Genomic DNA, 24636 nt, shown 5'->3' with positions numbered 1-24636 from the left:
GCACGGCAACCACCGGAATAGGGCGGCCCCGCGCACTGCGTCCTCGCTAGTGTTTTACTTCAAAAGGAATCTCCAACCCCGGAACAAGTCCGAGGCCGGGGATGTCAACATATCTGGCGTTGACTTTTGGCACGCTGTTGAGTTCTCAAGGAACGGACACTTCCTTCGGGCGGCTTTCACACTGACCCTCCGGGCGCTTCGTTCTTTCGTGTTTCAAGCTTATCAGATGTTTTCCGCTCCGTTTTCCGGAGTTTCATTCAACCGACTTCGCTTTCCGCTTGTCCCCGCTCTCTCGCGGCGACTCCGGAACTGTACGGGGACCGGACCGTCAGAAGCAAATCGTCCCGCCCCGCTGCTGCGGGACGGGACGATCGGCGGTCGGACGCGCGTCAGGCGCGGCCCATCTCCTCGGCGATGGCCGCCGCGAAGGCGTCGATGTCGGCCTCCGTGGTGTCGAACGAACACATCCAGCGGACCTCGCCGGTGTGCTCGTTCCAGAAGTAGAAGCGGTAACGCTTCTGGAGCCGCTCGCTCACCTCGCGGGGGAGGATCGCGAACACCGCGTTCGCCTCGACCGGGCGGACCACGGTCACTCCCTCGATCCCGCGGACCGCGGCCTCCAGTCGGCTCGCCATGGCGTTGGCGTGGCCGGCGTTGCGGAGGTAGAGGTCGCCCGAGAGAAGCGCCTCGAACTGGACCGAGACGAAACGCATCTTCGACGCGAGCTGCATCGAGGTCTTGCGCAGGAACTTGATGTTCCGGACCTTCTCGGGGTTGAGCACGACCACGCACTCGCCCAGCAGCAGGCCGTTCTTCGTACCGCCGAAGGACAGCACGTCGACGCCCACGTCCGTGGTGAAGGCGCGCAGCGGGACGCCGAGCGAGGCGGCGGCGTTGGACAGGCGCGAGCCGTCCACGTGGACCAGCATGCCGAGCTGGTGCGCGTGGTCGACGATCGCCCGGATCTCCTCCACCGTGTAGAGGGTGCCGAGCTCGGTGCTCTGGGTGATCGACACCGCGAGCGGCTGCGCGCGGTGCTCGTCGCCGAAGCCCCAGGCCTGCTGGTCGATGAGCTCGGGGGTGAGCTTGCCGTCGGGAGTGGGGACGGTGAGCAGCTTGATGCCGCCCATCTTCTCCGGCGCGCCGCCCTCGTCCACGTTGATGTGGGCGCTCTCGGCGGCGACCACCGCGCCCCAGCGCGGCAGCAGGGCCTGCAGCGCGACGACGTTGGCGCCGGTCCCGTTGAAGACGGGGTACGCCTCGGCCTGCTCGCCGAAGTGGCGGCGGAAGACGTCCTGCAGGTGGGTGGTGTAGTCGTCCTCACCGTAGGCGACCTGGTGGCCACCGTTGGCGAGGGCTATGGCGGCGAGGATCTCGGGGTGCACGCCGGCGTAGTTGTCGCTGGCGAAGCCGCGGACGGCGGTGTCGTGCCGCCGCTGCGCGTCCGTGTGCCCGGAGAGCTCGGAAAGGTCGGTCATTGGGCTGTCAGCCACAGGTGCTGTCCGTTCAGTTCTTCTGCGGGGCGGTCCCAGAGGCCCGCCAGGTGTGCGGCGAGGTCGGCGGTGTCGGTGAAGCCGGCGAACTTCGCCTCCGGCTTCTCGGCCCGCATCTCGGGACTGACCAACGCCTTGATCACCAGGATCGCAGCCGCGGCGGTGGGCTTGCCGTCCTCGGCGGTGGTCTCCTTGCGGAAGGAGTCCGCCATGGCGAGCGTCCAGGCCTCGGTGGCGGCCTTGGCGGCGGCATAGGCGGCGCCGCCCGCGGTGGGCTTGTGCGCGGCGGCGGCGGAGATCATCGCGTAGCGGCCGGACTCGCTGCGGACCAGGGCGGGCTGGAACGCCAGCGAGGTGTGCTGGAGGGTGCGCACGACGGTGTCGTGCAGGAAGTCCCAGTCGTCGATCCGGCTGTCGAAGAAGGTCTTGCTGCCGCGCCAGCCGCCGACGAGGTGGAACACGCCGTCGACGTGGCCGTGCTCGGCCTCCAGGTGGTCGGCCCAGTCGTGGACCTCCTGCGGGTCGAGGAGGTCGATGACCTGGCCGCTGACGCGCGCGCCACGGACGGCGATGCGCACGGAGTCGAGCGCGGACTCCAGGCGCTGGGCGTCGATGTCGGCGCCGATGACGGTGGCGCCGTCGGAGGCGAGGCGGCGCAGCACGGCCTGGCCGGCCGGGCCGCTGGCTCCAGCGACGGCGATGACCTTGCCGGTCAGCGGTCCCTTGGGTGCGGTGGTCACGCGGCGACTCCCTGCAGGCCAGCGCCGGTGATACCGGCGGTCGAGGCGATGACGCCGCCGAGCTTCTTCGAGAGGGCCTCGTAGAACATGCTCAGCGGGAACTCGTCGGGGAGCACAGCGTCGCACAGCGCCTTGTTGAGCGCCTTGCCGTCGGTGGTGCCGAACGGCAGTGCCTCGGTGCCCTTCGCCCAGGTCGAGGCCGGGTGCGGGGTGAGGTAGCGGGAGACCAGCTCGTAGGCGGCGATCCAGTGGGCCGGCTTCGGGCGGTCGATGCCGTCGCGGTAGAGGGTCTCGATCTCGGCGCAGAGGTCGTTGGTGACCTGCGGGGCCCGCTCCCAGTCGATGCTGAGGCGGTTGTCGCGCCAGCGCAGCGCGTCGTGCTTGTGCAGGTAGGCGAAGAGCAGCTGGCCACCCATGCCGTCGTAGTTGCGGACGCGGTCGCCGCTGACCGGGAAGCGGAAGAGACGGTCGAAGAGGATCGCGTACTGGACGTCGCGGGCGTGCACGTTGCCCTCGGTCTCCAGCTTCACCGCCTCCTTGAAGGTGGTGAGGTCGCAGCGGAGCTCCTCCAGACCGTACATCCAGAACGGGCTGCGCTGCTTGATCATGAAGGGGTCGAACGGCAGGTCGCCGTGGCTGTGGGTCCGGTCGTGGATGAGGTCCCAGAGCACGAAGGTCTGCTGCGAGCGCTCCTGGTCCTGGAGCAGGCTCTCGGCGTCGGCCGGGATCTCCAGGCCGAGCAGCTCGACGGCGTTGGTGGAGACCACGCGGAAGCGGGCGGCCTCGCGGTCGCAGAAGATGCCGCCCCAGGTGAATCGTTCCGGCGCCTTGCGCACGGCCACGGTCTCGGGGAAGAGGACGGCGGAGTTGGTGTCGTAGCCGGCCGTGAAGTCGGTGAAGGTGATCGGCACGAACATCGGGTTGTCGAAGCGGGTCCGCTCCAGCTCGGCCAGCCAGTCGGGCCACACGACGTTCAGCAGGACGGCCTCGAGGTTGCGGTCCGGGTTGCCGTTCTGGGTGTACATCGGGAAGACGACCAGGTGCTGCAGGCCGTCCTCGCGCTGGGTCGCGGGCTGGAAGGCGAGCAGCGAGTCCAGGAAGTCGGGCTCCCGGTAGCCGGTGTCGGCCCACTTGGCCAGGTCCGTGTCGACGGCGGCCAGGTAGGCGGCGTCGTGCGGGAAGAGCGGGGCCAGCTCAGCGACGGCGGTGCGCACGGTCGCGACCAGGGGGTCGACGGTGTGGCGCTGCACGGCGGCCAGGTCGATGGAGCCGTCCTTGGACTGCAGGGGGCGCAGGGTCTCGACGGCGTCCTTCAGTCGCAGCCAGGCCGGGTGCGCGGCGAGGCTCTGGGCCGGGGCGTCGGCCGCCACAGCGACCCTTGGCGAAAGATTCTGCATCGGGGACTCACTTCAACAGGAGGGTTTTCAACGAGACCACCATATGTACGAAAGGTTCTTCTGTTCAAGGGCGGGTTCGACGACGGATCTTTCGTGACCTGCGGTGGAGCGCGCGTGACGGGCGCGTGAACAGGCGACGGGATCTTCCGGACGACGTGGGACGAAGCCTCCCAAGGCGACCATGCCGCGCGTGTCCCGGGCCCGCCACCGGGGGAGGTCATCACCCGACCGGTCCGCCTCTTCGTGTCCAGGAGCACTGCCATGCCCCTCCCCCGCACGTCCGCCGCAGCCGCTCTGCTCGCGGGTGTCCTGCTGGCCGCGGTCACCGGCTGCGCCGCCCAGGATCCGGCCTCCGGCGCCGGCCCCTCGGCCCCGGGCGGAGCCGCCGACTGCTCGCCCGGCGCCCTGCCGACCCGGACGGCGGGAACGCTCGCCGTCGGCACCGACAAGCCCGCGTACGAGCCGTGGTTCTCGGAGGACCGGCCGGAGAACGGCAAGGGCTTCGAGTCGGCGGTGGCGTACGCGGTGGCGGCGAAGCTGGGGTACCCGAAGGAGAAGGTGTCCTGGGTGGTCGCACCGTTCGGCCGGGCGACCGCGCCCGGTCCCAAGGACTTCGACTTCGACATCAACCAGGTGTCGATCAGCGCCGAGCGCCGGCAGGCGGTGGACTTCTCCTCCGGCTACTACGACGTGCGGCAGGCGGTGATCGCGCTGAAGAGCTCCGGGGCCGCCTCGGCCCGGAGCCTCGCCGACCTGAAGGGGGTCAAGCTGGGAGCCCAGGTCGGGACGACCAGCCTGGAGGCGATCACCGGCACCCTGCGGCCGTCCACGCCGCCCGCCGTCTTCGACTCCAACGACCTGGCGAAGGCCGCGCTGAGGAACGGTCAGGTCGAGGCGCTGGTGGTGGACCTGCCGACGGCCTTCTACATCACCGGGGCCGAGGTGACCGAGGCCGTGGTGGTCGGTCAGCTGACGGGCGGCGGCACCGGGAGCGGTGGGGGTGAGCAGTTCGGCCTGGTGCTGGACAAGGGCTCCCGGCTGACCGGCTGCGTCTCGGCGGCGGTGGACGCGCTGCGGGCCGACGGCACGCTCGCGCGGCTGGAGCAGGAGTGGCTGTCGGACGCCGTGTCCGCTCCCGTGCTGCGGTGAGCACGGAAGGCATGAGCGCGGAAGGCATGAACGCGGAAGACGTGAGCCCGGAAGCTGCGAGCCCGGGGCGGACGGGCCGCCCGCCCACGAAGGCCGCCGCCCCGGCGGGCTACCGGCCCTCGGCACGGCGGCTGGCCCGGGAGGCGTTCCGTCGCCGCCGGGCCCGCCGTTCGGCGCTGATCGCCGCCGCCTCGACCCTGCTGACGGCGGTCGTTCTGGTCGCCCTGGTGGTCGGCTCGCCGGGCTGGCCCGCGGTACGGCGCTCGTTCTTCAGCGCCGAGTACGCCCGGCAGGCGCTGCCCGAAGTGCTCAAGGGGCTGCGGATCAATCTGGAGCTGATGGCCGTCTGCGGGGTGCTGATCCTCGTCCTCGGTCTGCTGCTCGCGGTGCTGCGGACGCTGCGCGGGCCGGTCTTCCTGCCGGTGCGGCTGCTGGCCACGATCTACGTGGACTTCTTCCTCGGCCTGCCGATGATCATCTGCCTGCTGGTGATGATCACCGGCGTCCCGGCACTGCGGCTGACCGGGGTCACCACCGACCCGCTGTGGCTCGGCGGCGCCGCCCTGGTGCTGACCTACGCGGCGTACGTCTCCGAGGTCTTCCGGGCCGGGATCGAGTCGGTGCACCCGAGCCAGCTGGCCGCGGCCCGTTCACTGGGGCTCTCGCACGCGCAGGCGATGCGTTTCGTGGTGCTGCCCCAGGCGGTGCGCCGGGTGGTGCCGCCGCTGCTCAACAACCTGGTCAGCCTGCAGAAGGACACCGGGCTGGTGTCGATCGGCGGGGTGATCGACGCGGTCTACGCGGCGAAGATCATCAACGGCCGGTCGTTCAACTCCACCCCGTACCTGGTGGCGGCACTCGTCTTCGTGGCACTGACCGTCCCACTGACCCGGTTCACCGGCTGGCTGACCGCCAGGGCCGACCGCCGGCGCTACGAAGGGGGCCTGTCGTGACCGTGACGGGAGGAACGGCCGGCAGCGAGCCGGTCCTGCGGCTGGAGGCGGTGCGCAAGACCTTCGGCGACGGCCGGGTCGTGCTCGCGGACGTCCACCTGAGTGTGCCCGAGCACTCGGTGACGGCCCTGATCGGCGCCTCCGGCTCCGGCAAGTCGACGCTGCTGCGGTGCGTCAACCTGCTGGAGCGGATCGACGACGGCGCGGTCTTCCTGGACGGCGCCGAGATCACCGACCCGCGCGTGGACGAGGACGCCGTCCGGCGGCGGATCGGCGTGGTGTTCCAGTCCTACAACCTCTTCCCGCACCTGACCGTGCTGGAGAACGTGACGCTCGCCCCGCAGCGGGTGCACGGGGTTCCGCGCGCCGAGGCGGAGCAGCGGGCCGTGGAGCTGCTGGAGCGGCTCGGCCTCGCGGACCGGGCCCGCGCCTACCCGGACCGGCTCTCGGGCGGACAGCAGCAGCGGGTGGCGATCGTCCGGGCGCTGGCCACCGGGCCGCGTCTGCTGCTGCTCGACGAGATCACCGCGGCACTCGATCCGGAGCTGGTCGGCGAGGTGCTGTCGGTGGTGCGGGACCTCAAGGAGCGGGGCATGACGATGCTGCTCGCCACGCACGAGATGGGCTTCGCCCGCGAGGTCGCCGACCAGGTCTGCTTCCTCGACGGTGGGGTGGTGCTCGAACAGGGGCCGCCGGAGCGGGTGTTCGGGGCGCCGGCGGAGGAGCGGACCCGGCGCTTCCTGAGCCGGGTGATCGCCTCGGGCCGGCTCGCCGGCTGACGCGGGCCCGCCCGGCCCGGGCGGCGCCCGACGCCCGGTCGCACTACGGGGAGCACAACCGTGCGCCCTGCGCGCGCCCTGCTGCGCACGGCGGCGAGCGGTGATCGTGGACGCTACGCCCGTCCGCGCCGCCCTGGAGGCCGCCGTTGCACGGTCCACACCTGGTCAGCTGGCTGCTGGCCGTCCTCACCGCGGCCTCCGGCGGGTACTGCCTCTCCCGGCTCCGCCGGACCCCGTGCACGCCCGCGGCGCCCCCGGCCGTCACCGGCCCCGGCCGACTGCACGCCCACGAGGCCGACCTCGCCGAGGGGCTGATGGGCTTCGGCATGGCCGCCATGGCGATCGCCGGCACGGCCGTTCCGGGCGAGGTGTGGGCCTGGGTGTACGGTCCGCCGACGGTGCTACTGGTGCTGGCGGCCGCCCGCCGGCCCGACCGGCGGGCGCACCGGCTGCACCACGCGGTCGGGGCCCTGGCGATGACCTACATGGCGCTGGTGATGACCGCCGCCCCCGGGCACACCGGGCACCATCCGGCGTCCGGCCCGCCCGCGCTGACCGGCGCCCTGCTCGCCTACTTCGGTGGGTACGCCCTGTGGTCCGGCAGCCGGCTGCTGAGCGGCTCCGGCAGCACGGCGGCGGTGGCCTCGGCCGGACTGCCCCGGGCCTGCCGACTCTCCATGGGCATCGGCATGTTCGCCATGCTCCTGACCATGTGACGGCCGCCCGGCAGCACCGCAGCCCGCCCCGGGTCACCACCCCGCAACGCGTCGGCGGCACCGGCACGCCCCCCGTGACCCGGCCCCGTCCGCCGGGTGTCGTGGCGTTGGTCACTGGGTGACCGAAAGCCGTTCCACCCGGCCCCGGCAGCGCATAGGTTGACCGGAAGCGCACTGTCGCGCTCCGTGCGTCCCCGGGGAGCCCATGCCATGACGGCCCTGCTCGGCCTGCTGCTGCTCGGACTGCTGCTCGCCACCCTCGCCCCCCGGCTGCTGGTCCGGGCGCGCTGGGTGGAGCGGGAACCGGTCCTGGCGCTGCTGGCCTGGCAGTGCCTGGTGGTGGCGGTGCTGCTGTGCTGCGCACTGGGCCTGGTGCTCGCCGCGATGGCCGCCCTCCCCGATCTGCGCACGGTGCTCTTCGCCTGCGCGCCGACCGGCGTCGAGGCGGCGTACGGGCTGCACAACGCCGAGGGCTGGGGCCGGCTGTGCGCGGCGGTGCTGGCGGCGGGCGGGCTGCAGACGGTGGTCGCGCTGACCCGGGAGATCCGGACCGCGAAGGCGCTGCGGGACCGCCGGCATGCCCAACTGGCTGAGCTCTCACCGCCGTTGCCGGAGTCGATCGAGCCGGCCTCGGGCCTGGGCGCACGGCCGCGCCGGGAGCGGCTGGTGGTGCTGGAGAACGTCCGCCCGGAGGCGTGGTCGCTGCCGGGGCAGGACTCCCGGCTGGTGGTCACCACCGGCGCCCTCCACCGGCTCACCGCCCGCGAGCTGGAGGCGGTTCTCAGCCACGAGCGCGGCCATGTGCGGGCCCGGCACCACTGGCTGGCCCAGGGCGCGCAGGCACTCGCCTCCGGATTCCCCGGGGTCGGGGTGTTCCGCGCCTTCCGGGACCAGGTGGGCGAGCTGGTGGAGTTGGCGGCGGACGACCGGGCGGCGCGCCGGCACGGGCGCCACACCACGGCACTGGCACTGGCGGGGATCAATCTGGGGCGCGGGGTGTTCGGCGCCTGCCCGCCCGGACAGGCGCAGTCCCCGAAGCGGGTGGACCGGCTGCTGGCGGGGCGGCCGAGGCTCTCCGTGCCGCACCGGCTGCGGCTGACCCTCGCCGCCCTGGCGGTGCCCGCCGCGGTGGTCCTGCTGGCCGTCGCCCCCGGGCTGCTCGCGCTGCGCTGAGACACCCGGGAGCGTCGACCACCACCCCCGCAGTGCAGCGCACTTGACGCCGGCTCGGATTCCGCCCGAACGGCGCCGCCAGGGCCTACGGCTCGTCGGCCAGGGTGAGCGACAGCACCTCGCGGTGCAGCTCGCGGGCCTCGGCGTAGCGCCGGCGGCCCTCCTCCGTGAGCGCGACCTGGATGCCTCGGCGGTCGGCGGCGCACATCGCCCGGGTGACCAGCCCGGCCTTCTCGAGCCGGCCGATCAGCCGGGAGAGGGCGCTCTGGCTGAGGTGGACGGTGGGGGCGAGCTCCTGCACGCGCAGGCTCTTGTCGCCGTTCTCGCAGCCTTCGACGAGGCGTTCCAGCACCTCGAACTCGCTCATGCCCAGGCCGTGCTTCTCGCCCAGCTCGCGGTCGAGCAGACAGGCGGTCCGGGCATGCCGGGCGAGCAGGTCGCGCCACTGGGCGACCAGCCCTGCCTCCTCCGGGGAGTCGAGTTCAGCCACGCCGCCACAGTATCACAGCGTCAACAACTTATGCGTTAACATCTTATTCACTTGCATTGGATGCATGTGCATGTAGTGTTCTGCGCCATGACCACAGCGACCGCCACGACCACCGACGATCCGTCACATGCCGGGGCCCACTGGACCCCCCGGCTCTGGGGCACCCTGATCGTGCTCTGCGCCGCGCTCTTCCTGGACGCCCTGGACATCTCGATGGTCGGCATCGCGCTGCCGTCGATCGGCTCCGAACTGCACCTGTCCACCTCCACCCTCCAGTGGGTGGTCTCCGGCTACGTACTCGGCTACGGCGGCCTGCTGCTGCTCGGCGGCCGCACCGCCGACCTGCTCGGCCGCCGCCGGGTGTTCCTGACCGCGCTCGGCGTCTTCGCCGCCGCCTCCCTGCTCGGCGGCCTGGTCGACGACGGCGGCCTGCTGATCGCCGCCCGCTTCCTCAAGGGCGTCGCGGCCGCGTTCACCGCGCCGGCCGGCCTGTCGATCATCACCACGACCTTCCCCGAGGGCCCGGCCCGCAACCGGGCCCTGTCGATCTACACCACCTGCGGCGCCAGCGGCTTCTCGCTCGGCCTGGTGCTCAGCGGCCTGCTGACGGCCGTCGGCTGGCGCTGGACCTTCCTGATGCCCGTCCCGATCGCGCTGCTGGCCCTGGTCTTCGCCGTCCGACTGCTCCCCCGCCCGACCGAGGAGAAGGTCACCGGCCGCTACGACGTGCTCGGCGCGATCACCGGCACCACCGCGGTGCTGCTGCTGGTGTTCACCGTCACCGAGGCGCAGGGTGCGGGCTGGCTGAGCCTGCGCACCCTGGGCTCGCTGGCCGTCGTGGCACTGCTGGCGGCAGCGTTCCTGGTGGTCGAGAGCCGGACCGCGCACCCGCTGGTGCGGCTCGGCATCTTCCGCAACGGCTCGGTCGCCCGGGCCAATGTGATCGCCTTCGCGATGACCGGCGCGTACGGCGGCTTCCAGTTCGTCGTCACCCTCTACCTGCAGGACCTGCTCGGCTGGTCGGCCCTGACGATGGCGCTCGGACTGCTCCCGGCCGGCGCGATGATCGCGCTCTCGGCGCCGTTCATGGGCCCGGTGGTGGACCGCTTCGGCACCGGCCGGCTGCTGCCGATCGGCCTGCTGGCCCTGGTCGGCGCGTTCGCCCTGTTCCTGCGGCTGGACGCGCACAGCTCGTACCCGGTACTGGTGCTGCCCTCGATCGTCCTGCTCGGCATCGGCTTCGCGCTCGCGTTCCCCTCGGTGAACATCGCCGCCACCGACGGGGTGGCGGACGAGGAGCAGGGTCTCGCCTCGGGCCTGGTGAACACCGCGATCCAGGTGGGCACCGCGGTGGTCCTGGCGGGCGCCACCGCGATCATCACCGCCGGCAGCAACGGCGGCACCGGCGCCGAGGCGCAGCTGGACGGTTACCGGCCGGCCCTGCTGTTCGTCACCGGGGTCGCGCTGGTCGGCCTGGTGATCGCCGTGGCGGGTGCCGTGCTCGACCGGCGGAAGAAGGCAATCACCCTGTCGATACCGGACTATGATTATCCGCCAGTAGGCCAGAAGGATCTGGCCGGGCGCCGCGACGAGATCCTCAGCAAGAGCTGAGCGGCGGCAGAGGTTCCGCGTCGTCCGGATCCACCCTTCGCCGTCGGGCTGGGCGCCGGCTCTACCAAACCCCCGTGTTGGTAGGGCCGGCGCCTCCGTACGGGCCGACCCCGGACCGCCCGGCCGAATGCCGGCCGCCGGGGTTCGGTCGCCGGCCCGGCCAGTATATTGGCCGCCAGCCAACGAACGTACGGAGCAGACACGATGGCACCTCGCGGGGATTCGGTCAATGAGGAGATGCGCCAGCGCTCCCGGCGCCGCATCATGCGGGCCACCGTCGAGCTGGTCGACCAGCGCGGATACGCCGGCACCACGCTGACCGACATCGCCGAGCGGGCCGGGCTCGCACGCGGCCTGCTCTCCTACTACTTCGACGGCAAACGACTGCTGATGCAGTCGGCCACCCACCGGATGATGCACCAGGCGCTCTCCACCGCCCTGGACGAGCTGGCGCCGGACGCCGGCCCCGAGGACCGGCTGGCCCGGGCCATCGACGCGGTGCTGAGCCTGGCCATGGACCACCCGCGGGTGATGCGCTCGCACCTCGCCCTGATCCTGGACCCGGACACCGGCGCCTTCGTCCAGGACCCGGAGCAGCAGCGGCTCGGGGCGATCCTCCAGGGACTGCTGCGCGACTGGGGCGCACCCGACCCGCCGGCCGAGCACGCGGTCCTGCGCAGCGCGCTGATGGGCGGCTGCATAGGCGTGCTGCTGCCCGGGGCGGAGGTCCCGCTCGCCCCGATCCGCGCCGACCTGTTCCGGCGCTACGACCTGCCCTGGCACCTGGGCCGCCCGCCGCAGCCGCTCCCGCCGGAACGGGAACGGCCGCCGGCCCGCGGCTGAACCGCGGCGGCCGCTGTGCCCGTCCGGGTCCGGTTCCGGCGCCCCGCGGGCGGCGGTCCCGTCCGGACTCAGCGCTCCTTGAGGATCGAGGCCAGCAGGTCGATGGTGCGCTCGGGCGTGAGGCTGTCCACGCAGAGCCGCTCCATGACCTGGATGTAGGCGTCGACGTCGTCGCGCTTGTCCAGGTACAACGCGCTGGTCAGCTGCTCCAGGTACACCACGTCCGCGAGGTCCTGCTCGGGGAAGCGCAGGATGGTGAACGCACCGGACTCACCGGCGTGCGCACCGAAGCGGAACGGCATGACCTGGATGACCACGTTGGCCTGCTCGGCGGCGTCGATCAGGTACTGGACCTGGCCGCGCATCACCTTGGGGCCGCCGACCGGACGGCGCAGCGCGGCCTCGTCGATGACCGCCCAGAGCCGCGGGCTGCCGCCCTCGGTGAGCAGCTTCTGACGACGCATGCGCAGGCTGACCCGGCGCTCGACCTCCTCCTCGCTGATCACCGGCCGACTCTGGCCGAAAACCGCCCGTGCGTACTCCTCGGACTGCAGCAGACCGGGGACGAACTGGACTTCGTAGGTGCGGATCAGTGCAGCGGCCTCCTCGAGGCCGACATAGGTCTGGAACCAACCCGGCAGGACGTCGTTGAAGCTGTGCCACCAGCCCGACTTGTTGGCCTCACGGACCAGGCCGAGGAGCGCCTCGCGCTCGAGGCCGTCGTCCACGCCGTAGAGGCTGAGCAGGTCGGCGACGTCACGTTCCTTGAAGCTGACCCGGCCGAGTTCCATGCGGCTGATCTTGGACTCGGAAGCCCGGATCGCGTAGCCCGCGTCCTCGCGGGTGATGCCGCGCGTCTCGCGGAGCCGGCGCAGCTGGGAGCCGAGGAGGATCCGGCGGACCATCGAGCCGCCGCCCGGCTGAACTGTGGTCATGCGGTCCTAACCTCCACCTAGGGCAAACAGCGCACAGTCTGCCATCAGTTGAGCGCTCACGGTGCCGATACTGACGGATGTTCCTATCAGTTCTGCACTCCGCACACCAGGATGCACGTGCATCCGGCGCTTGCATATGCCATTTGAACGACTGCACGTGAATCGGCTCTTGCATCTGTAGTGAGCGCAGAGCACGATGGTGCACGTGCACCTGCACATCCCTGGCAATCCCGCGGGCTCCGCGTCGACCCCACGCGCGATTCCGTGCACCGGCCCGGTAGCGCCCCCGCGCCTCCGGGCCCTCGTGCGCGCGCGCCTGGTCGAGGGGCGGCCGCGCGGCCGAGCGAGTCGGAGGTGACCGGCATGACCCCGGCGGGTCCAGCCGTGTCCGCCCCCTTATGGGAGGAGCTCTTCATGAGCACCGGAACGGCTTTGGCAGTCGACCCCCATGTGGTCACGTGTACGCTCGCTCCCCGCTACGAAGCCGTCAGAACCGCGCGCGACTTCGCCAGGACCGCCCTGCAGCGCTGGGGCCTGGGCGAGCTCTTCGACGACGTCGCGCTGGTGGCCTCGGAGCTGGTGACCAACGCGTTGCGGCACGCGATCGGCGCGTGCCCGACCACGACGGACGACCACGACTCTCCCACGCAGCCGACGCCCGAGGGCAGGCTGCCGATCCGAATAAGCCTGGTGCACCGCGCGCCGCAGGTGGTCTGCGCGGTGAGCGACCCCAGCAGCCTGGGCCCGGTGGCCCGGGAGGCGGACTTCGTGGCCGAGTCCGGCCGCGGACTGCACCTGGTGGACTCCTTCAGCCGCTCCTGGGGCTGGCACCCGCTGGGCGGCGGCAAGGTCGTCTGGGCGCTGTTCGAGGCCGAGGAGAACCTGCGAGCGGCCCCCCTGGCCGAGTTCGGCGGACGGCACCGGCGCTCGGCCTGACTCCGCGTCCGCCAACAGCCGCGCCGGGAACACCGCACCGCGGCCGGCCACTTCTTCCGGCGACCACTCCACCCCGGCAACGGCGATCGGCGGCCCTCGGGCAGCGGGCACCGGCAGCCTCCCGGCGGTGGCGGCCCCCCCGGTGCGCGTCACTCCGGTCCGCGTGCGGCGGCTCGGCAGAGCGACCGAGCCGGACGGCGAACACAGGAACGCGGAACACGGAAGCGCCGAACGCAGGACCGCCGGACACGGAACCGCCGAACGCACGGCGGCCGGGCGCACGGCCGGCGAACACGGGCCCGACCGCGAAGGCGGGCACCCCTCCGCCCGGGATCCTCGGGACCCGAGGAGCGGGACGAGGCGGAAGAACCGGCAAGAAGGCCGGAAAAGACAAAGGCCGTCGTGGTGTCAGCACCCACGACGGCCCCCCGATGGTGAAGCCGGCGACCGGTCAGACCGCCAGGTGGTCGAACTCCCCGTCCTTGGCCCCCAGCAGCAGTGCGGCGATCTCGGCCCGGGTGTAGATCAGCGCCGGACCGTCCGGGAAGCGCGAGTTGCGCATCGCCACCTCGCCCCCCGGAAGGGCGGCGAATTCGACGCAGTTCCCCTGAGAGTTGCTGTGCAGGCTCTTCTGCCAGACCACGCCTTCGAGGTCCGCAGCGGCCATCCCGTTGTACGTGTCGTACGTGTCGTGCGAGTCGTGCATAGAAATCTCCCGAAGAGCTCCGGAGTGGGTCGTCCAGCTCGGCGCCCCGGCCCCGGCCGTACGACCGGGCCGGCCCCGTACCGGCCCGGCACAACGCCTCACTTGACGCGATGATAGCTCCAGTGCACGTGCATCAGCACGGGACATTGCAGGTGCACGGCCTTTTTGACACCGAACCGGAACTCTTCACAAAGAGCCCCCCCGGCGGTATATAAGCGGACATAGTCGACCGAATCGACAAGTTCCCGCTAACCGCCCGTAGGCGACCCCCCGCTGAATGTTGATCTTCCGACGCCAGGAGTCGCACTTCAGTGACGCTCCGTCAGGCCGGTCGTATGCTGTGAGACATCTCACGCGCCACTCCGGCAACGAAAGCCCCGTTCCGCCGCATCTGCGCGGGTACCGGGACAACTGCCGCCCGGGGGCCGGTTATGTCCGGTTTTCGTAGCGGTGGTCCCACCCGGTACGGCAGCCGAATGCGGGCCGGGCGGGCCGATGTCCTACGATCTCCGCCATGAGCACCGCAGCCATCCCGGGCGCGCCACTGCCCGTCCGCACTCCAGGCTCCCGTGCGCGGGGGCGCCACCGCCGTCCCGAGCGCCCCGAGATCCCGGCCGGTTCCCCGGCCCTGCTGCTCGCCGTGCCCGCGGCCGCCGGACCGGAATCCAGGTCCGTGGTCGAGGAGCTGCTGTCGATCGTCCGCAGCGAGCAGAACGGCGTGCTGACCGCCGCCGGGTACCTGCCGGCCGACGGGACCGAGGGCCAGCACGCCGACGGCCGGCAGACCGGCGGGACCACGGCCGAGCGCACCGTCGCCGAACTCCTGACCGAGGCGGCCGAGGCCGGCCTTCCGACGCCCGTCGTGGTGCCGCTGGTGCCCGGGCCGCACGACTTCCTCCCCGAACTGCACGCCCTCGCCGCCGAGTACGGCGCCCAGGTCACCGACACCCTGGGCCCGCACCCGCTGCTCGCCGAGGCGGTCCACGTCCGCCTCTCCGAGGCCGGCCTGGCCCGGGCCGACCGCGCCCGCCTGTTCGCCATCGCGACCGCCGCCGACGGCGTGGTGCTCACCACCGTCGGTGGACAGCCCGCGGCCGACGCGGCCGGCATCACCGGCATGCTGCTGGCCGCCCGGCTCGCCGTCCCGGTCGTCGCCGCCGCGCTGGACATCCCCGGCTCGGTCGCCGAGGCCGTCGCCCACCTCAAGGAGATGGGTGCCCAGAACCCGGCGCTGGCCCCGCTGGTGATCGGCCCCGAGGCGGACGCCGAGCTGCTCGCCGCGGCCGCCGAGGAGTCCGGCTGCCCGTCGGCCGCGCCGCTGGGCGCCTACCAGGCGGTGGGCCAGCTGGTCGCCTCCACCTACCTGGCCGCGCTGCCGGCCGTCGCCCCCGAGCTCGGGGCCGACGAGGCCGAGGACGCCGACGACACCGGCCCCCGCGGCGCCGGACGGCACGCCGCCCAGTAGCGGACACCGCGTGGGCGGGCCCGGAACGGCACCTCCGTTCCGGGCCCGCCGCGTCCCCGCCGACGGCACCCGGCGGCGGCGCGGAACCGTCACCGCCCCACCCGGGTGGTGGGCGCGGCCGCGTCCTTCAGCCGGATTTCCGGCACCTGCACCGGCCGGGACTGACCGGCCAGGGTCGGAACCGACGCGGCGACCGCGTTCCACTGCGGCCGGTCGGTGCCCTCCTCGCCCGCCCGGCGGACCTGGAGCACCTCGGTCGTTCCGGCCCGGCGCAGCAGGATGTTCTTGGGCGCCCCGGCCTCCGGGTCCAGCCAGAGCTCGTTGCCGCCGAACTCGCAGTCCAGCACCAGCACGTCGTCCGGTTTTCCGTCGGCCCCGGCCCGGAAGGCGATCCCGGCCCTGCGGTAGCCGGTGAACCGGCTGCGGCTGAAGGTGACCGACTCCCCGGCGAGTTCGTGCCGGGCGGTGGAGACCGCGAAGTCGCTGCGCCCGGCGGCGTCGATCAGCAGCCCGTCGAAGGTGCTGCCCCGGTCCCGGCCGAGCGCGTGCAGCGCCACTCCCCCGCCCGCGTTGCCGTACAGCACGCTCGCGGTGTAGTCGAAGTCGTTGAGGTAGGCGCCGTGCTCGATGCCCCAGCCGCCGTTGTGGTAGGCGGCGAACTCGGTGACCACGTGGTGCCGCTGCGCGTTGAGCCAGACGAAGATGCCGTCCTGCAGGTTGTTGTGGGCCAGGCAGCGCTGGAAGGTCCAGACGCCCTCGCTGTTCTCCGGCCACTCGAAGCCGGAGGCGCCGGTGGCGCCCTGCACGCCGACGGCGACGCAGTCCACGGCCTTGCCCCCGGTGCCCGCGCCGAGGTTGAAGCCGGTCAGCCGGTACGCCCGGGGGTTGGGTTCGAGCAGGGTGCGGGAGGCGACGCAGGACTCGTAGACGATGTCGTCGGAGGGCTGCTGGGGGGTGCGGGTGTCCAGCGGGCCGTCCCACCAGTAGGCGTCCTCCCAGGTCTCGTGGCTGACGCAGCCGCGGAAGGTGATGCCGTGGCTGGCGTGCGGCACGAACGCGTGGCTGCCCGCGTCGCGGACGACCACGCCCTCGACCACGGTGCCCCGGGAGGCGTCGCCGAGCCGGTGGAAGTGCAGCCCGTACCGGCCGAGCACCGGCGCGGTGACGGGCGCGGTGCCGTTGGGGCCCCGCCAGGTCTCCTTGGTGTCGGCGCGCGGCCCGACCCAGCGCAGCGCGGTGTGCCGGACGTCGGCCCGGCGGGTGCTGGTGAGGTGGACGTGGGCGCGGCCCCCGGCGCTGCCCTCGACCCGGACGCTGCGGGTGAGGTTGAGCAGTTCGGCGCCGACGGTGACGCCCCCTCCGGCGGCCACCCTGGGGTGCGGGTACTTGAGCGGGGTGGTCAGGGTGACGGTGGTTCCGCTGACGGACCGGACGGTGACCAGGTCGTAGGCGGCGGCGAAGCCGTCCTGGTCCGGCGGACCGGTCGGGGTGACGGCCAGTTCGTCGCCGGGGAGCCAGCCCGCGGGCGGAGCGGCCAGGTTGACGACGGTGTCGCCGGCCCTGAGCTCGCGCTCGGCGCGGACCCAGGCGGTCTTGGCGGCGCCGTCGAGCCGCAGGTAGCCGGCGCCGGTGACCCAGAGGCCGACGTCGGTGTCCACCACTTTCATACCGTCACCCTGGAAGCGCTTCTCGTCGACGGCGGGGAAGCGGAGGGTGTGGACCCGGTCGCCGTCGGGGGCGAGGGCGAGCGTGCCGCGGATCTCGACGTTGCCCGCGGCGGCGAGGGTGAGGGTGCGGTCGGCGGCGAAGGTGAGGCTGCCGCCCGGCTCGACCAGCAGGGAGCCGACCTCGGCGTCGGTGTCGAGCAGGACCTTGTCGGTGATCCGGACGGCACTGCGCGGTCCGGGCGGACCACCGCCCCAGCCGGCCCGGTCGGACCAGCGGCGGCCGCCCTGGTCGACGGTGGGCGCGGGGGCGGGCTGCTCGGGGGGCCCGGTGCCCGGGGCGGCGCCGTGGCCGCCGTCCTGGCCCATCGGGGCGGCCGCCCCGGGCGGGTCGGTGCCGACGACGGCGGCCGGGGTCACCAACCGGGTCTCGCCGGTCAGGGAGCGGCGCAGGACCTCCTCGCCGCTGATCGCCGCGAAGGCGGTGCCGACGGCCAGCCAGCGCAGTAAAGCGCGGCGACTTACGGGAGTTCGGGGTGGTTCGGGCGGGATGTCCGCTCTGCGATGTTTTGCCCTGCGGTGCGCTCCACGCGGCCTGGCGGCCGGACGGGCGGCGTCCGGCTCCTCGTCGATGCCCATCGGTGCGTAGCCCTCCCCCCGGGCGGCTGCGTCGGCGCCGGCATGGTGCCGACGCTCTGAAGCATAGGCAGTTGTGTTGGCCATGACGGGCGTTGCCGGAAATCGGTCATTTCTGATCATGAAGGACAGCGGTTCAGCACGGCTTTCGTAAACTGTGACGGTCATCACACATGTTTGCGGTTTGAAGCCGCCTCTGCTTAACGTGCTCCCCGTTCGTGGCCACACGGACCCAGCCCGTCCGCGACGCCGAGTCCTGCCGTCGGGCGTGCTGGCAGCGCAATGCATCACGGCAGGAGCGGGGGAACCACAGGTAGTTCGCCCAGGACCGGTCCACGGACCGGACCCGGGCTAGGGGTGAAGCCGCGTCCACAGCGCGGCCGGGCTACTCCGGCCCGAATCCGACAGCTCACCTCGCAGGCGTGGGAGAGGACCACGTCTTCATGCTGCCCACCAACGGCACCCGTCTGTCCGGCCGCACCCGTCGCGCGATCGCCGCCCTCGGCGTCGCGGGCATCGGCCTCACCGTCCCCTGCCTCACCGCCGGCACCGCCTCGGCCGCCTCCGTCGCCACCTGGGACAAGGTCGCCCAGTGCGAGAGCACCGGCAACTGGAGCATCAACACCGGCAACGGCTTCTACGGCGGCCTCCAGTTCACCAACTCCACCTGGGCCGAGTTCGGCGGTACCTCCTTCGCCGCCCGCGCCGACCTCGCCACCAAGGACCAGCAGATCGCGATCGCCGAGAAGGTGCTCGCCGTGCAGGGCCCCGGCGCCTGGCCGGTCTGCTCGGTCCAGGCCGGTCTGACCAAGGGCGGCACCCCCGCCGCCGTGGACACCTCGGCCACCGCCGCACCGGCCGCCAAGACCCCGGCCCCGGCCGCCAAGCCCGCCACCAAGCCCGCCGAGAAGCCGGCCGCCAAGCCCGCGAACCCGGCCCCGGCCGCCGACGACGCCGCCCAGCAGCGCACCGGCGCCCAGGACTGGCAGAAGTGGCACCGCCAGGCGGGCCAGGAGGCCTCCGCGGACTACACCGTGGTCGCCGGCGACTGGCTGTCCTCCATCGCCGACAAGAACAACGTCCAGGGCGGCTGGGAGCGGCTGTACGAGCTCAACCGCGCCACCCTGTCCGAGGGCCCGCACAGCATCTACCCGGGCCAGCACCTGACCCTCGGCGACCGCGCCGAGGCGAAGGCCCCGGCAGCCGACCGGTCCGGCCAGGGCTTCGACTGGTTCAACCGCGCCAAGGACGCGCAGAACGGCTCCGGGACCGCTGCCAAGCCCGCCGCCCAGCCGGCCGCGAAGGCCGAGACCCCGGCCCCCGCCCCGGCCGCCACCGGCAGCATGGCCGCCGCCGTCTCCTTCGCCCAGTCGAAGGTCGGCCAGGCCTACGTCTACGGCGGCACCGGCAACGGCGGCTGGGACTGCTCCGGCCTGACCCAGGCCGCGCTGCGCGCCGCGGGCGTCTCCGTCCCGCGCGTCGCCGCCGACCAGGCCGCCGCGTCCACGCACGTCTCGCTGGACTCGCTCAAGGCGGGCGACCTGCTGTTCTGGTCCAACAACGGCCAGGACTCCGGTGTCTACCACGTCGCCCTCTACATCGGCGACGGCAAGTACGTCGAGGCCGCCAACCCGAGCTCGGGCGTGCGGGTCCAGACCGTCGCCAACTGGGCGCCGGACTTCGCCGGCCGGGTCTGATCCGGCAGTGCGCCCCGGCCCCGGGGGGAGTCGTCGCTCCTCTCCCCGGGGCCGGGGCGTGCCCGCGCACGGCACCGGCGCGGTCACGGTTCCCGGACAGCCATGGTCAGGGACGCGCCCCGGCGGGCATGCTGCTGCTCTGCACCCGAGGAGGAGTCACCATGGCCCAGGTCACCGTCACGCTCGACGCCAATCTCGCCATCGACGCGATGATGCTGTCCGGCACCAAGAGCCCGCAGGACGCCGTCGAACTGATCCTCCGTGACTTCCTGGAGCGGGGCCGGCGCACCGGGGCCCGTACCGGCGACGCCGCCGACGGGCACCGGGTGAGCCAGGACCGGCCCACCGTCCAGGAGGGCTGAGCGGAACGCCGAGGGGCCCGGGAGCTGTTGCTCCCGGGCCCCTCGTGGTGTCTCCTCAGCGTGCGCGGCCCCCGGTCGAGCCGCGCATCACCAGCTCCGGCTGGAACATGAACTCCCCGCGCTGGGCGGCGTTCCCGCCGACCTCCTCCAGCAGGGCGTCCACGGCGGCGGTGGCCATCGCCTCCACCGGCTGGCGCACGGTGGTCAGCGGCGGCTCGGTGAAAGCTATCAGCGGCGAGTCGTCGAAGCCGACCACCGAGACGTCCTGCGGCACCGCCAGGCCCCGCTGACGGACCGCCCGGATCGCGCCCAGCGCCATCATGTCGCTGCCGCAGACGATCGCCGTGCAGCCCTTGTCCAGCAGCGCCCCGGCCGCCGCGTGCCCGCCCTCGACGCTGAACAGCGTGTGCCGGACGAGCTCCTCGGCCTCCTCCGGGGTGTGCCCGAGCACCTCCCGCAGGGCCGCCGTGAAGCCCTCGATCTTGCGCAGCACCGGCACGTACCGGCGCTGCCCGACGGCCAGTCCGATCCGCTCGTGGCCGAGTTCGGCCAGGTGCTGGACGGCCATCCACATCGCGGCCCGGTCGTCCGGCGAGATGAACGGCGCGTCGATCTTCTCGCTGTAGCCGTTGATCAGCACGAACGGCACGCCGCGCCCGGCCAGCCGGGCGTAGCGGTCGTGGTCGGCGGTGCTGTCGGCGTGCAGTCCGGAGACGAAGACGATGCCCGCCACGCCCCGGTCGACCAGCATCTCGACCAGTTCGTCCTCGGTGGAGCCGCCCGGGGTCTGGGTGCAGAGCACCGGTGTGTAGCCGTGCCGGCTCAGCGCCTGCTCGATCACCTGGGCCAGCGCCGGGAAGATCGGGTTGCTCAGTTCCGGGGTGATCAGCCCGATCAGCCCGGCACTGCGCTGGCGCAGCCGGGTCGGCCGCTCGTAGCCGAGCACGTCCAGCGCCGCCAGCACGGTCTGCCGGGTGGCGGCGGAGACGTTCGCCTTGCCGTTGAGCACGCGGGAGACGGTGGCCTCACTGACCCCCGCCTGCGCCGCGATGTCTGAGAGTCGCGCCGTAGTCACGGTCCCAGAGCCTATTGCAACCACGTCAGACCGCCCACCAGTCGGTGCTGTCCGCGGCCAGCACCGCCTCGCCGTCGACGACCAGGGGGTCGGCGCCGGCGGAGGTCAGCAGCAGCCGGCCGGGCGCCGGTATCGCGACCGGGGCGCCGGTGGTGTTGACGGTGCAGACGAAGGAGCCGCGGCGGAACACCAGGGTGCCCTCCGGGCTCTCCAGCCACTCGACCTCCCGGCCGCCGCCGAGGTCGGCGGTGTTCCGGCGCAGGGCCAGCGCGGAGCGGTACAGCTCCAGGGTGGAGGTCGGGTCGCCGGTCTGCGCCTCGACGCTGAGCGCGGCCCACTCGGCGGGCTGCGGCAGCCAGGACGGGCCGCCGGCGTCCGGGCCGAAGCCGTACGGGGCCTCGGCGCCGGACCACGGGATCGGGACCCGGCAGCCGTCGCGGTAGCCGTCCTGGCCGGCCTGGCGGAAGAACGACGGGTCCTGGCGGACCTCGTCGGGCAGGTCGGTGACGTCCGGCAGGCCGAGCTCCTCGCCCTGGTAGACGTAGGCGGATCCGGGCAGGGCGAGCATCAGCAGGGTCGCGGCGCGGGCGCGGCGCAGGCCGAGCGCGCGGTCGCCGGGGGTGCGGATCTGGGTGCCGAGTCCGGGCGGGTTGGCGAACCGGGTGGCGTGCCGGGTGACGTCGTGGTTGGACAGCACCCAGGTGGTGGGGGCGTCGACCGGGCGCATCGAGTCGAGCGAGAGGTCGATCACCGCGCGCAGCTCGGCGGCGTCCCAGGAGGTGCCCAGGTACTGGAAGTTGAAGGCCTGGTGCAGCTCGTCGGGGCGGACGTAGTTGGCGGTGCGCTCGACGGTCGGGGTCCAGGCCTCGGCGACGCCGATCCGCTGTCCCGGGTACTCGTCGAGGATCCTGCGCCAGCTGCGGTAGATCTCGTGCACGCCGTCCTGGTCGAAGAACGGCATGACGTCGTTGCCGAGCAGCTTGAGCTGGTCGCCGCCGCCGAGGTCGGGCAGGCCGGGGGCCTTGACCAGGCCGTGGGCGACGTCGATCCGGAAGCCGTCGACGCCCATGTCCAGCCAGAACCGCAGGATCGAGCGGAACTCGTCGGCGACGGCCGGGCTGTCCCAGTCGAAGTCCGGCTGCTCGGGGGCGAACAGGTGCAGGTACCAGTCGCCCGGGGTGCCGTCCGGGTTCTCGGTGCGGGTCCAGGCCGGGCCGCCGAAGATGGACTCCCAGTCGTTGGGCGGCAGTTCGCCGTTCTCGCCCTTGCCGGGGCGGAAGTGGTAGCGCTCGCGCAGCGGGGAGCCGGGCCCCTCGCGCAGGGCGCGCTGGAACCACTCGTGCTGGTCGGAGGAGTGGTTCGGGACGAGGTCCACGATGATCCGCAGGCCCAGCGCGTGGGCGTCGCGGATCAGCGCGTCGGCGTCCAGCAGGGTGCCGAACATCGGGTCCACCGCCCGGTAGTCGGCCACGTCGTAGCCGGCGTCGGCCTGCGGGGAGGCGTAGAACGGCGAGAGCCAGACGGCGTCCACGCCGAGGTCGCGCAGGTAGGGCAGACGGCTGCGGATGCCGGGCAGGTCGCCCATGCCGTCGCCGTTGGAGTCGGCGAAACTGCGCGGGTACACCTGGTAGATGACCGCGTCCCGCCACCAGCCTCTGTCCGCGCCGGCACCCGCCTCGTGAGCGGTGGCGTCGGCGGCGGGCCGGGAGGTGTCGGCCAGGTTCTGGGTCATGGACGGTATCCCTTGGGACTAGGAGGCGGAGCGGTCGGTACGTGGGGGCGTCGGCCGGTCAGGACTTCGAGGCCCCGGCGGTCAGCCCGGTCACCAGGTGACGCTGCACCAGGTAGAAGAGGACCGAGGAGGGGATCGCGATCAGCACCGCGGTGGCGGCCATCAGGTTCCACTGGGCGTCGTGCTCGCTGACGAAGGTCTGCAGGCCCACGGCCAGCGTGTACTTGTCGGAGCTGAGCATGAAGGTGGAGGCGAAGGCGACCTCGGCCCAGGCGGTGAGGAAGGAGTAGAAGGCGGCGACGGCCAGGCCCGGGCGGGCGAGCGGCAGCACCAGCCGCCAGAAGGTGCCGAACGGGGAGAGCCCGTCGACCCGGCCGGCCTCGTCGATCTCGACCGGGATGGTGTCGAAGTAGCCCTTCAGCAGCCAGCCGCAGTAGGGCACGGTGGTGGTCGAGTAGACCAGGATCAGGCCGAGGTAGCTGTCCAGCAGGCCGAGCCGGGAGAGGATCGTGTACATCGGCACGATCAGCACCGCGATCGGGAACATCTGGGTGACCAGCAGCGACCACATCAGCGGCCGGTGCCCGGGGAAGCGCATCCGGGAGACCGCGTAGCCGGTGGAGGCGGCGATCATCACGCCGAACACGGTGGTGACGCCGGAGACCAGGAAGGCGTTGCCGAACCAGGTCGTGAAGTCGGTGTCGAACAGCACCGTGCGGTAGTTGGAGAAGGTGATCTTGTCGAGGATCGCGCCGGGGTGCAGGTAGTCGGTCTTGTCCGGGCCGAGCGAGACGTAGAGGATCCACGCCACCGGGAACAGGGCGACCAGGCTGGCCAGGACCAGCGCGCCGTGCATCAGGGTCTTGGCGAGCGGGCCGCTCTCGCCCCGGCCCCGGATCTTGGCGGGCCGGGCGGCGGGGACCGCGGTACGGGCTGCGGCGCGGGGGGTGGGTCGGTCGGTGGTGGTGCTCATCGGGGTGCCTCCTTCGTGGTCGTGCGGTCGCCGGGTCAGCCGTTCGCGCGCTCGTTGCGGGCGAGCCAGCGGCGGTAGAAGCCGGTGAAGACGATCAGGATGGAGAGCAGGATCACGCCGTAGGCGGCGGACTGCGCGTAGTCCCGGGGCTGCTGGCCGAAGCCGAGCCGGTAGGCCCAGGTGACCAGCAGCTGGGCGTCCGGCGCACCGTTGGCGCCGAACAGCAGGAAGATCACGGCGAACTGGTTGAACGTCCAGATCACGCCGAGCAGGACGACGGTCGAGGAGACGGTGCGCAGCCCGGGCAGGGTGACGTGGCGGAACCGCTGCCAGGCGGTGGCGCCGTCCATCTCGGCGGCCTCGTACAGCTCGGCCGGGATCGACTGGAGCCCGCCGAGCAGCGAGATCATCATGAACGGCACGCCGACCCAGGTGTTGACCAGGACGGCGGCGGCCTTCTGGGCGAGCGGGTCGTCCAGCCAGCCGGGCTCGGGCAGGTGCAGCGCGGAGAGCAGGCCGTTGACGGCGCCGCCGTCGGCGAGCATCAGCCGCCACGAGAAGACGGTGACGAAGGTCGGCACGGCCCAGGGCAGGATGAGCAGCATCCGGTAGACGGCGCGGCCGCGGAGCTTCTGGTTGAGCAGCAGGGCGAGGCCGAGGCCGATGGTGTAGTGCAGACCGACGCAGAGGGCGGTCCAGGAGATGGTCCAGACGAAGTGCGACCAGAACCGGTCGTAGGAGCCGGGACCCCAGAGGATGTCGGCGTAGTTGTCGAGGCCGACGAACCGGTAGGTCGCCGGGATCTCGTTGACGCCGATCTTCCTGGCCGCGTTGAGGCTGTTGGCGTCGGTGAGGGTGAGCCAGAGTCCCTCGGCGAGCGGGTAGAGCACCAGGACGCCGAGGACGAGCACGACCGGTGCGATCATCGCGTAGGCGTACCAGTGCTTGGCGTACGAGCGCTTGAGGCGCTCCATCAGGCCCGGACGCGGATCGCGCTGCCGGCTGCCCTGGCCGGTGGCGCCCTGCACGGCGACTGACATTTTCGACACCTTCTCGGGGAGGTCCGCCGCCTCGCTTCGGCGACTGCTGCTACGGGTCCGGCCGCCCGGCC

22 protein-coding genes and 1 riboswitch are annotated in these 24636 nt (G+C 72.4%); of the genes, 11 read left to right on the top strand and 11 right to left on the bottom strand.

The features are described 5' to 3' along the window. Window positions 1–389: 389 nt before the first annotated feature. The 3 genes from ACIPYS_RS18340 to ACIPYS_RS18330 are packed head-to-tail and all read right to left on the bottom strand — an operon-like array spanning window position 390 to window position 3630. Window positions 390–1478, bottom strand: a complete 1089-nt coding sequence (locus tag ACIPYS_RS18340) for a low specificity L-threonine aldolase (RefSeq protein ID WP_093859424.1) — start codon at window positions 1476–1478, stop codon at window positions 390–392. Continuing rightward, on the bottom strand, window positions 1475–2233 hold the full coding sequence (locus ACIPYS_RS18335; RefSeq protein WP_093859425.1) for an SDR family oxidoreductase: 759 nt from the start codon (window positions 2231–2233) through the stop codon (window positions 1475–1477). The genes ACIPYS_RS18340 and ACIPYS_RS18335 overlap by 4 nt, the downstream gene beginning before the upstream one ends. Continuing rightward, window positions 2230–3630: a DUF6421 family protein gene (locus ACIPYS_RS18330; RefSeq protein WP_093859426.1), complete on the bottom strand. Its 1401-nt coding sequence runs from the start codon at window positions 3628–3630 to the stop codon at window positions 2230–2232. The genes ACIPYS_RS18335 and ACIPYS_RS18330 overlap by 4 nt, the downstream gene beginning before the upstream one ends. A 261-nt stretch (window positions 3631–3891) precedes the next feature. Between ACIPYS_RS18330 and ACIPYS_RS18325 the strand changes: the two genes are divergently transcribed. From ACIPYS_RS18325 to ACIPYS_RS18305, 5 genes are all read left to right on the top strand, one after another. Then, window positions 3892–4779 (top strand): ABC transporter substrate-binding protein, encoded by an 888-nt coding sequence (locus ACIPYS_RS18325; RefSeq protein WP_400747243.1) that lies wholly within the window; start codon window positions 3892–3894, stop codon window positions 4777–4779. A gap of 26 nt (window positions 4780–4805) precedes the next feature. After that, window positions 4806–5732, top strand: a complete 927-nt coding sequence (locus ACIPYS_RS18320; protein WP_400747241.1) for an amino acid ABC transporter permease — start codon at window positions 4806–4808, stop codon at window positions 5730–5732. Further along, window positions 5729–6511 carry an amino acid ABC transporter ATP-binding protein gene (locus ACIPYS_RS18315; protein ID WP_400747239.1) on the top strand — a complete coding sequence of 261 codons (783 nt, stop codon included), beginning with the start codon at window positions 5729–5731 and terminating at the stop codon, window positions 6509–6511. The genes ACIPYS_RS18320 and ACIPYS_RS18315 overlap by 4 nt, the downstream gene beginning before the upstream one ends. A 146-nt stretch (window positions 6512–6657) precedes the next feature. Next, complete coding sequence (locus tag ACIPYS_RS18310) at window positions 6658–7227, top strand: DUF5134 domain-containing protein (RefSeq protein WP_093859429.1); 570 nt, start codon at window positions 6658–6660, stop codon at window positions 7225–7227. Between the two features lie 210 nt (window positions 7228–7437). Next, window positions 7438–8400 carry a M56 family metallopeptidase gene (locus ACIPYS_RS18305; protein ID WP_093859430.1) on the top strand — a complete coding sequence of 321 codons (963 nt, stop codon included), beginning with the start codon at window positions 7438–7440 and terminating at the stop codon, window positions 8398–8400. A gap of 85 nt (window positions 8401–8485) precedes the next feature. Here the strand turns inward: ACIPYS_RS18305 and ACIPYS_RS18300 are convergent, their stop codons facing one another. Next, on the bottom strand, window positions 8486–8890 hold the full coding sequence (locus ACIPYS_RS18300; RefSeq protein WP_093859431.1) for a MarR family winged helix-turn-helix transcriptional regulator: 405 nt from the start codon (window positions 8888–8890) through the stop codon (window positions 8486–8488). An 87-nt stretch (window positions 8891–8977) separates the two neighbouring features. Between ACIPYS_RS18300 and ACIPYS_RS18295 the strand changes: the two genes are divergently transcribed. Further along, window positions 8978–10501, top strand: coding sequence for an MFS transporter (locus tag ACIPYS_RS18295; RefSeq protein WP_400747236.1), 1524 nt, complete (start codon window positions 8978–8980; stop codon window positions 10499–10501). A 237-nt stretch (window positions 10502–10738) separates the two neighbouring features. Beyond that, window positions 10739–11344 (top strand): TetR/AcrR family transcriptional regulator, encoded by a 606-nt coding sequence (locus ACIPYS_RS18290; RefSeq protein ID WP_231978408.1) that lies wholly within the window; start codon window positions 10739–10741, stop codon window positions 11342–11344. 68 nt (window positions 11345–11412) lie between these two features. Here the strand turns inward: ACIPYS_RS18290 and ACIPYS_RS18285 are convergent, their stop codons facing one another. Next, on the bottom strand, window positions 11413–12279 hold the full coding sequence (locus ACIPYS_RS18285) for a helix-turn-helix transcriptional regulator (protein ID WP_030392216.1): 867 nt from the start codon (window positions 12277–12279) through the stop codon (window positions 11413–11415). A 414-nt stretch (window positions 12280–12693) separates the two neighbouring features. On the opposite strand from ACIPYS_RS18285, the gene ACIPYS_RS18280 reads away from it, so the two are divergent. After that, entirely contained in the window at window positions 12694–13215 is a 522-nt protein-coding gene (locus ACIPYS_RS18280) for an ATP-binding protein (protein WP_231978410.1), read from the top strand. Between the two features lie 451 nt (window positions 13216–13666). Here ACIPYS_RS18280 and ACIPYS_RS18275 read toward each other — a convergent pair whose 3' ends face one another. Then, window positions 13667–13921: a DUF397 domain-containing protein gene (locus ACIPYS_RS18275; RefSeq protein ID WP_030392214.1), complete on the bottom strand. Its 255-nt coding sequence runs from the start codon at window positions 13919–13921 to the stop codon at window positions 13667–13669. A gap of 514 nt (window positions 13922–14435) precedes the next feature. On the opposite strand from ACIPYS_RS18275, the gene ACIPYS_RS18270 reads away from it, so the two are divergent. After that, on the top strand, window positions 14436–15386 hold the full coding sequence (locus ACIPYS_RS18270) for a hypothetical protein (RefSeq protein ID WP_400747234.1): 951 nt from the start codon (window positions 14436–14438) through the stop codon (window positions 15384–15386). Window positions 15387–15475: 89 nt separating this feature from the next. Here ACIPYS_RS18270 and ACIPYS_RS18265 read toward each other — a convergent pair whose 3' ends face one another. Continuing rightward, window positions 15476–17689 (bottom strand): hypothetical protein, encoded by a 2214-nt coding sequence (locus tag ACIPYS_RS18265; RefSeq protein ID WP_400747233.1) that lies wholly within the window; start codon window positions 17687–17689, stop codon window positions 15476–15478. A 265-nt stretch (window positions 17690–17954) separates the two neighbouring features. Next, window positions 17955–18122, top strand: a riboswitch (cyclic di-AMP (ydaO/yuaA leader). On the opposite strand from ACIPYS_RS18265, the gene ACIPYS_RS18260 reads away from it, so the two are divergent. Both ACIPYS_RS18260 and ACIPYS_RS18255 read left to right on the top strand, forming a co-directional pair. After that, window positions 18109–19383, top strand: a complete 1275-nt coding sequence (locus ACIPYS_RS18260) for a transglycosylase family protein (protein ID WP_400747231.1) — start codon at window positions 18109–18111, stop codon at window positions 19381–19383. It overlaps the preceding riboswitch by 14 nt. 161 nt (window positions 19384–19544) lie before the next feature. Further along, complete coding sequence (locus ACIPYS_RS18255; RefSeq protein WP_093859437.1) at window positions 19545–19745, top strand: hypothetical protein; 201 nt, start codon at window positions 19545–19547, stop codon at window positions 19743–19745. 55 nt (window positions 19746–19800) lie between these two features. Here the strand turns inward: ACIPYS_RS18255 and ACIPYS_RS18250 are convergent, their stop codons facing one another. Genes ACIPYS_RS18250 through ACIPYS_RS18235 form a run of 4 tightly spaced genes read right to left on the bottom strand, consistent with a single transcriptional unit; the run spans window position 19801 to window position 24565 of the window. Beyond that, on the bottom strand, window positions 19801–20820 hold the full coding sequence (locus ACIPYS_RS18250) for a LacI family DNA-binding transcriptional regulator (protein WP_173862018.1): 1020 nt from the start codon (window positions 20818–20820) through the stop codon (window positions 19801–19803). A 25-nt stretch (window positions 20821–20845) separates the two neighbouring features. Then, on the bottom strand, window positions 20846–22552 hold the full coding sequence (locus ACIPYS_RS18245; protein ID WP_093859439.1) for an alpha-amylase family glycosyl hydrolase: 1707 nt from the start codon (window positions 22550–22552) through the stop codon (window positions 20846–20848). 58 nt (window positions 22553–22610) lie between these two features. Next, window positions 22611–23525 carry a sugar ABC transporter permease gene (locus ACIPYS_RS18240; RefSeq protein WP_400747228.1) on the bottom strand — a complete coding sequence of 305 codons (915 nt, stop codon included), beginning with the start codon at window positions 23523–23525 and terminating at the stop codon, window positions 22611–22613. A 35-nt stretch (window positions 23526–23560) separates the two neighbouring features. Further along, window positions 23561–24565, bottom strand: coding sequence for a carbohydrate ABC transporter permease (locus ACIPYS_RS18235; RefSeq protein ID WP_093859441.1), 1005 nt, complete (start codon window positions 24563–24565; stop codon window positions 23561–23563). Between the last annotated feature and the right edge of the window lie 71 nt (window positions 24566–24636).

This window comes from Kitasatospora sp. NPDC089913, assembly GCF_044748625.1.
Lineage (GTDB): Bacteria > Actinomycetota > Actinomycetes > Streptomycetales > Streptomycetaceae > Kitasatospora.
This window is presented reverse-complemented; position numbering and strand designations above follow the sequence as displayed.

Coding starts and splice junctions, on each gene's coding strand:
- ACIPYS_RS18340 (WP_093859424.1), bottom strand. CDS start 1,478: ATGACCGACCTTTCCGAGCTCTCCGGGCACACGGACGCGCAGCGGCGG.
- ACIPYS_RS18330 (WP_093859426.1), bottom strand. CDS start 3,630: ATGCAGAATCTTTCGCCAAGGGTCGCTGTGGCGGCCGACGCCCCGGCC.
- ACIPYS_RS18325 (WP_400747243.1), top strand. CDS start 3,892: ATGCCCCTCCCCCGCACGTCCGCCGCAGCCGCTCTGCTCGCGGGTGTC.
- ACIPYS_RS18320 (WP_400747241.1), top strand. CDS start 4,806: ATGAACGCGGAAGACGTGAGCCCGGAAGCTGCGAGCCCGGGGCGGACG.
- ACIPYS_RS18305 (WP_093859430.1), top strand. CDS start 7,438: ATGACGGCCCTGCTCGGCCTGCTGCTGCTCGGACTGCTGCTCGCCACC.
- ACIPYS_RS18295 (WP_400747236.1), top strand. CDS start 8,978: ATGACCACAGCGACCGCCACGACCACCGACGATCCGTCACATGCCGGG.
- ACIPYS_RS18290 (WP_231978408.1), top strand. CDS start 10,739: ATGCGCCAGCGCTCCCGGCGCCGCATCATGCGGGCCACCGTCGAGCTG.
- ACIPYS_RS18285 (WP_030392216.1), bottom strand. CDS start 12,279: ATGACCACAGTTCAGCCGGGCGGCGGCTCGATGGTCCGCCGGATCCTC.
- ACIPYS_RS18280 (WP_231978410.1), top strand. CDS start 12,694: ATGAGCACCGGAACGGCTTTGGCAGTCGACCCCCATGTGGTCACGTGT.
- ACIPYS_RS18275 (WP_030392214.1), bottom strand. CDS start 13,921: ATGCACGACTCGCACGACACGTACGACACGTACAACGGGATGGCCGCT.
- ACIPYS_RS18270 (WP_400747234.1), top strand. CDS start 14,436: ATGAGCACCGCAGCCATCCCGGGCGCGCCACTGCCCGTCCGCACTCCA.
- ACIPYS_RS18265 (WP_400747233.1), bottom strand. CDS start 17,689: ATGGGCATCGACGAGGAGCCGGACGCCGCCCGTCCGGCCGCCAGGCCG.
- ACIPYS_RS18255 (WP_093859437.1), top strand. CDS start 19,545: ATGGCCCAGGTCACCGTCACGCTCGACGCCAATCTCGCCATCGACGCG.
- ACIPYS_RS18245 (WP_093859439.1), bottom strand. CDS start 22,552: ATGACCCAGAACCTGGCCGACACCTCCCGGCCCGCCGCCGACGCCACC.
- ACIPYS_RS18240 (WP_400747228.1), bottom strand. CDS start 23,525: ATGAGCACCACCACCGACCGACCCACCCCCCGCGCCGCAGCCCGTACC.
- ACIPYS_RS18235 (WP_093859441.1), bottom strand. CDS start 24,565: ATGTCAGTCGCCGTGCAGGGCGCCACCGGCCAGGGCAGCCGGCAGCGC.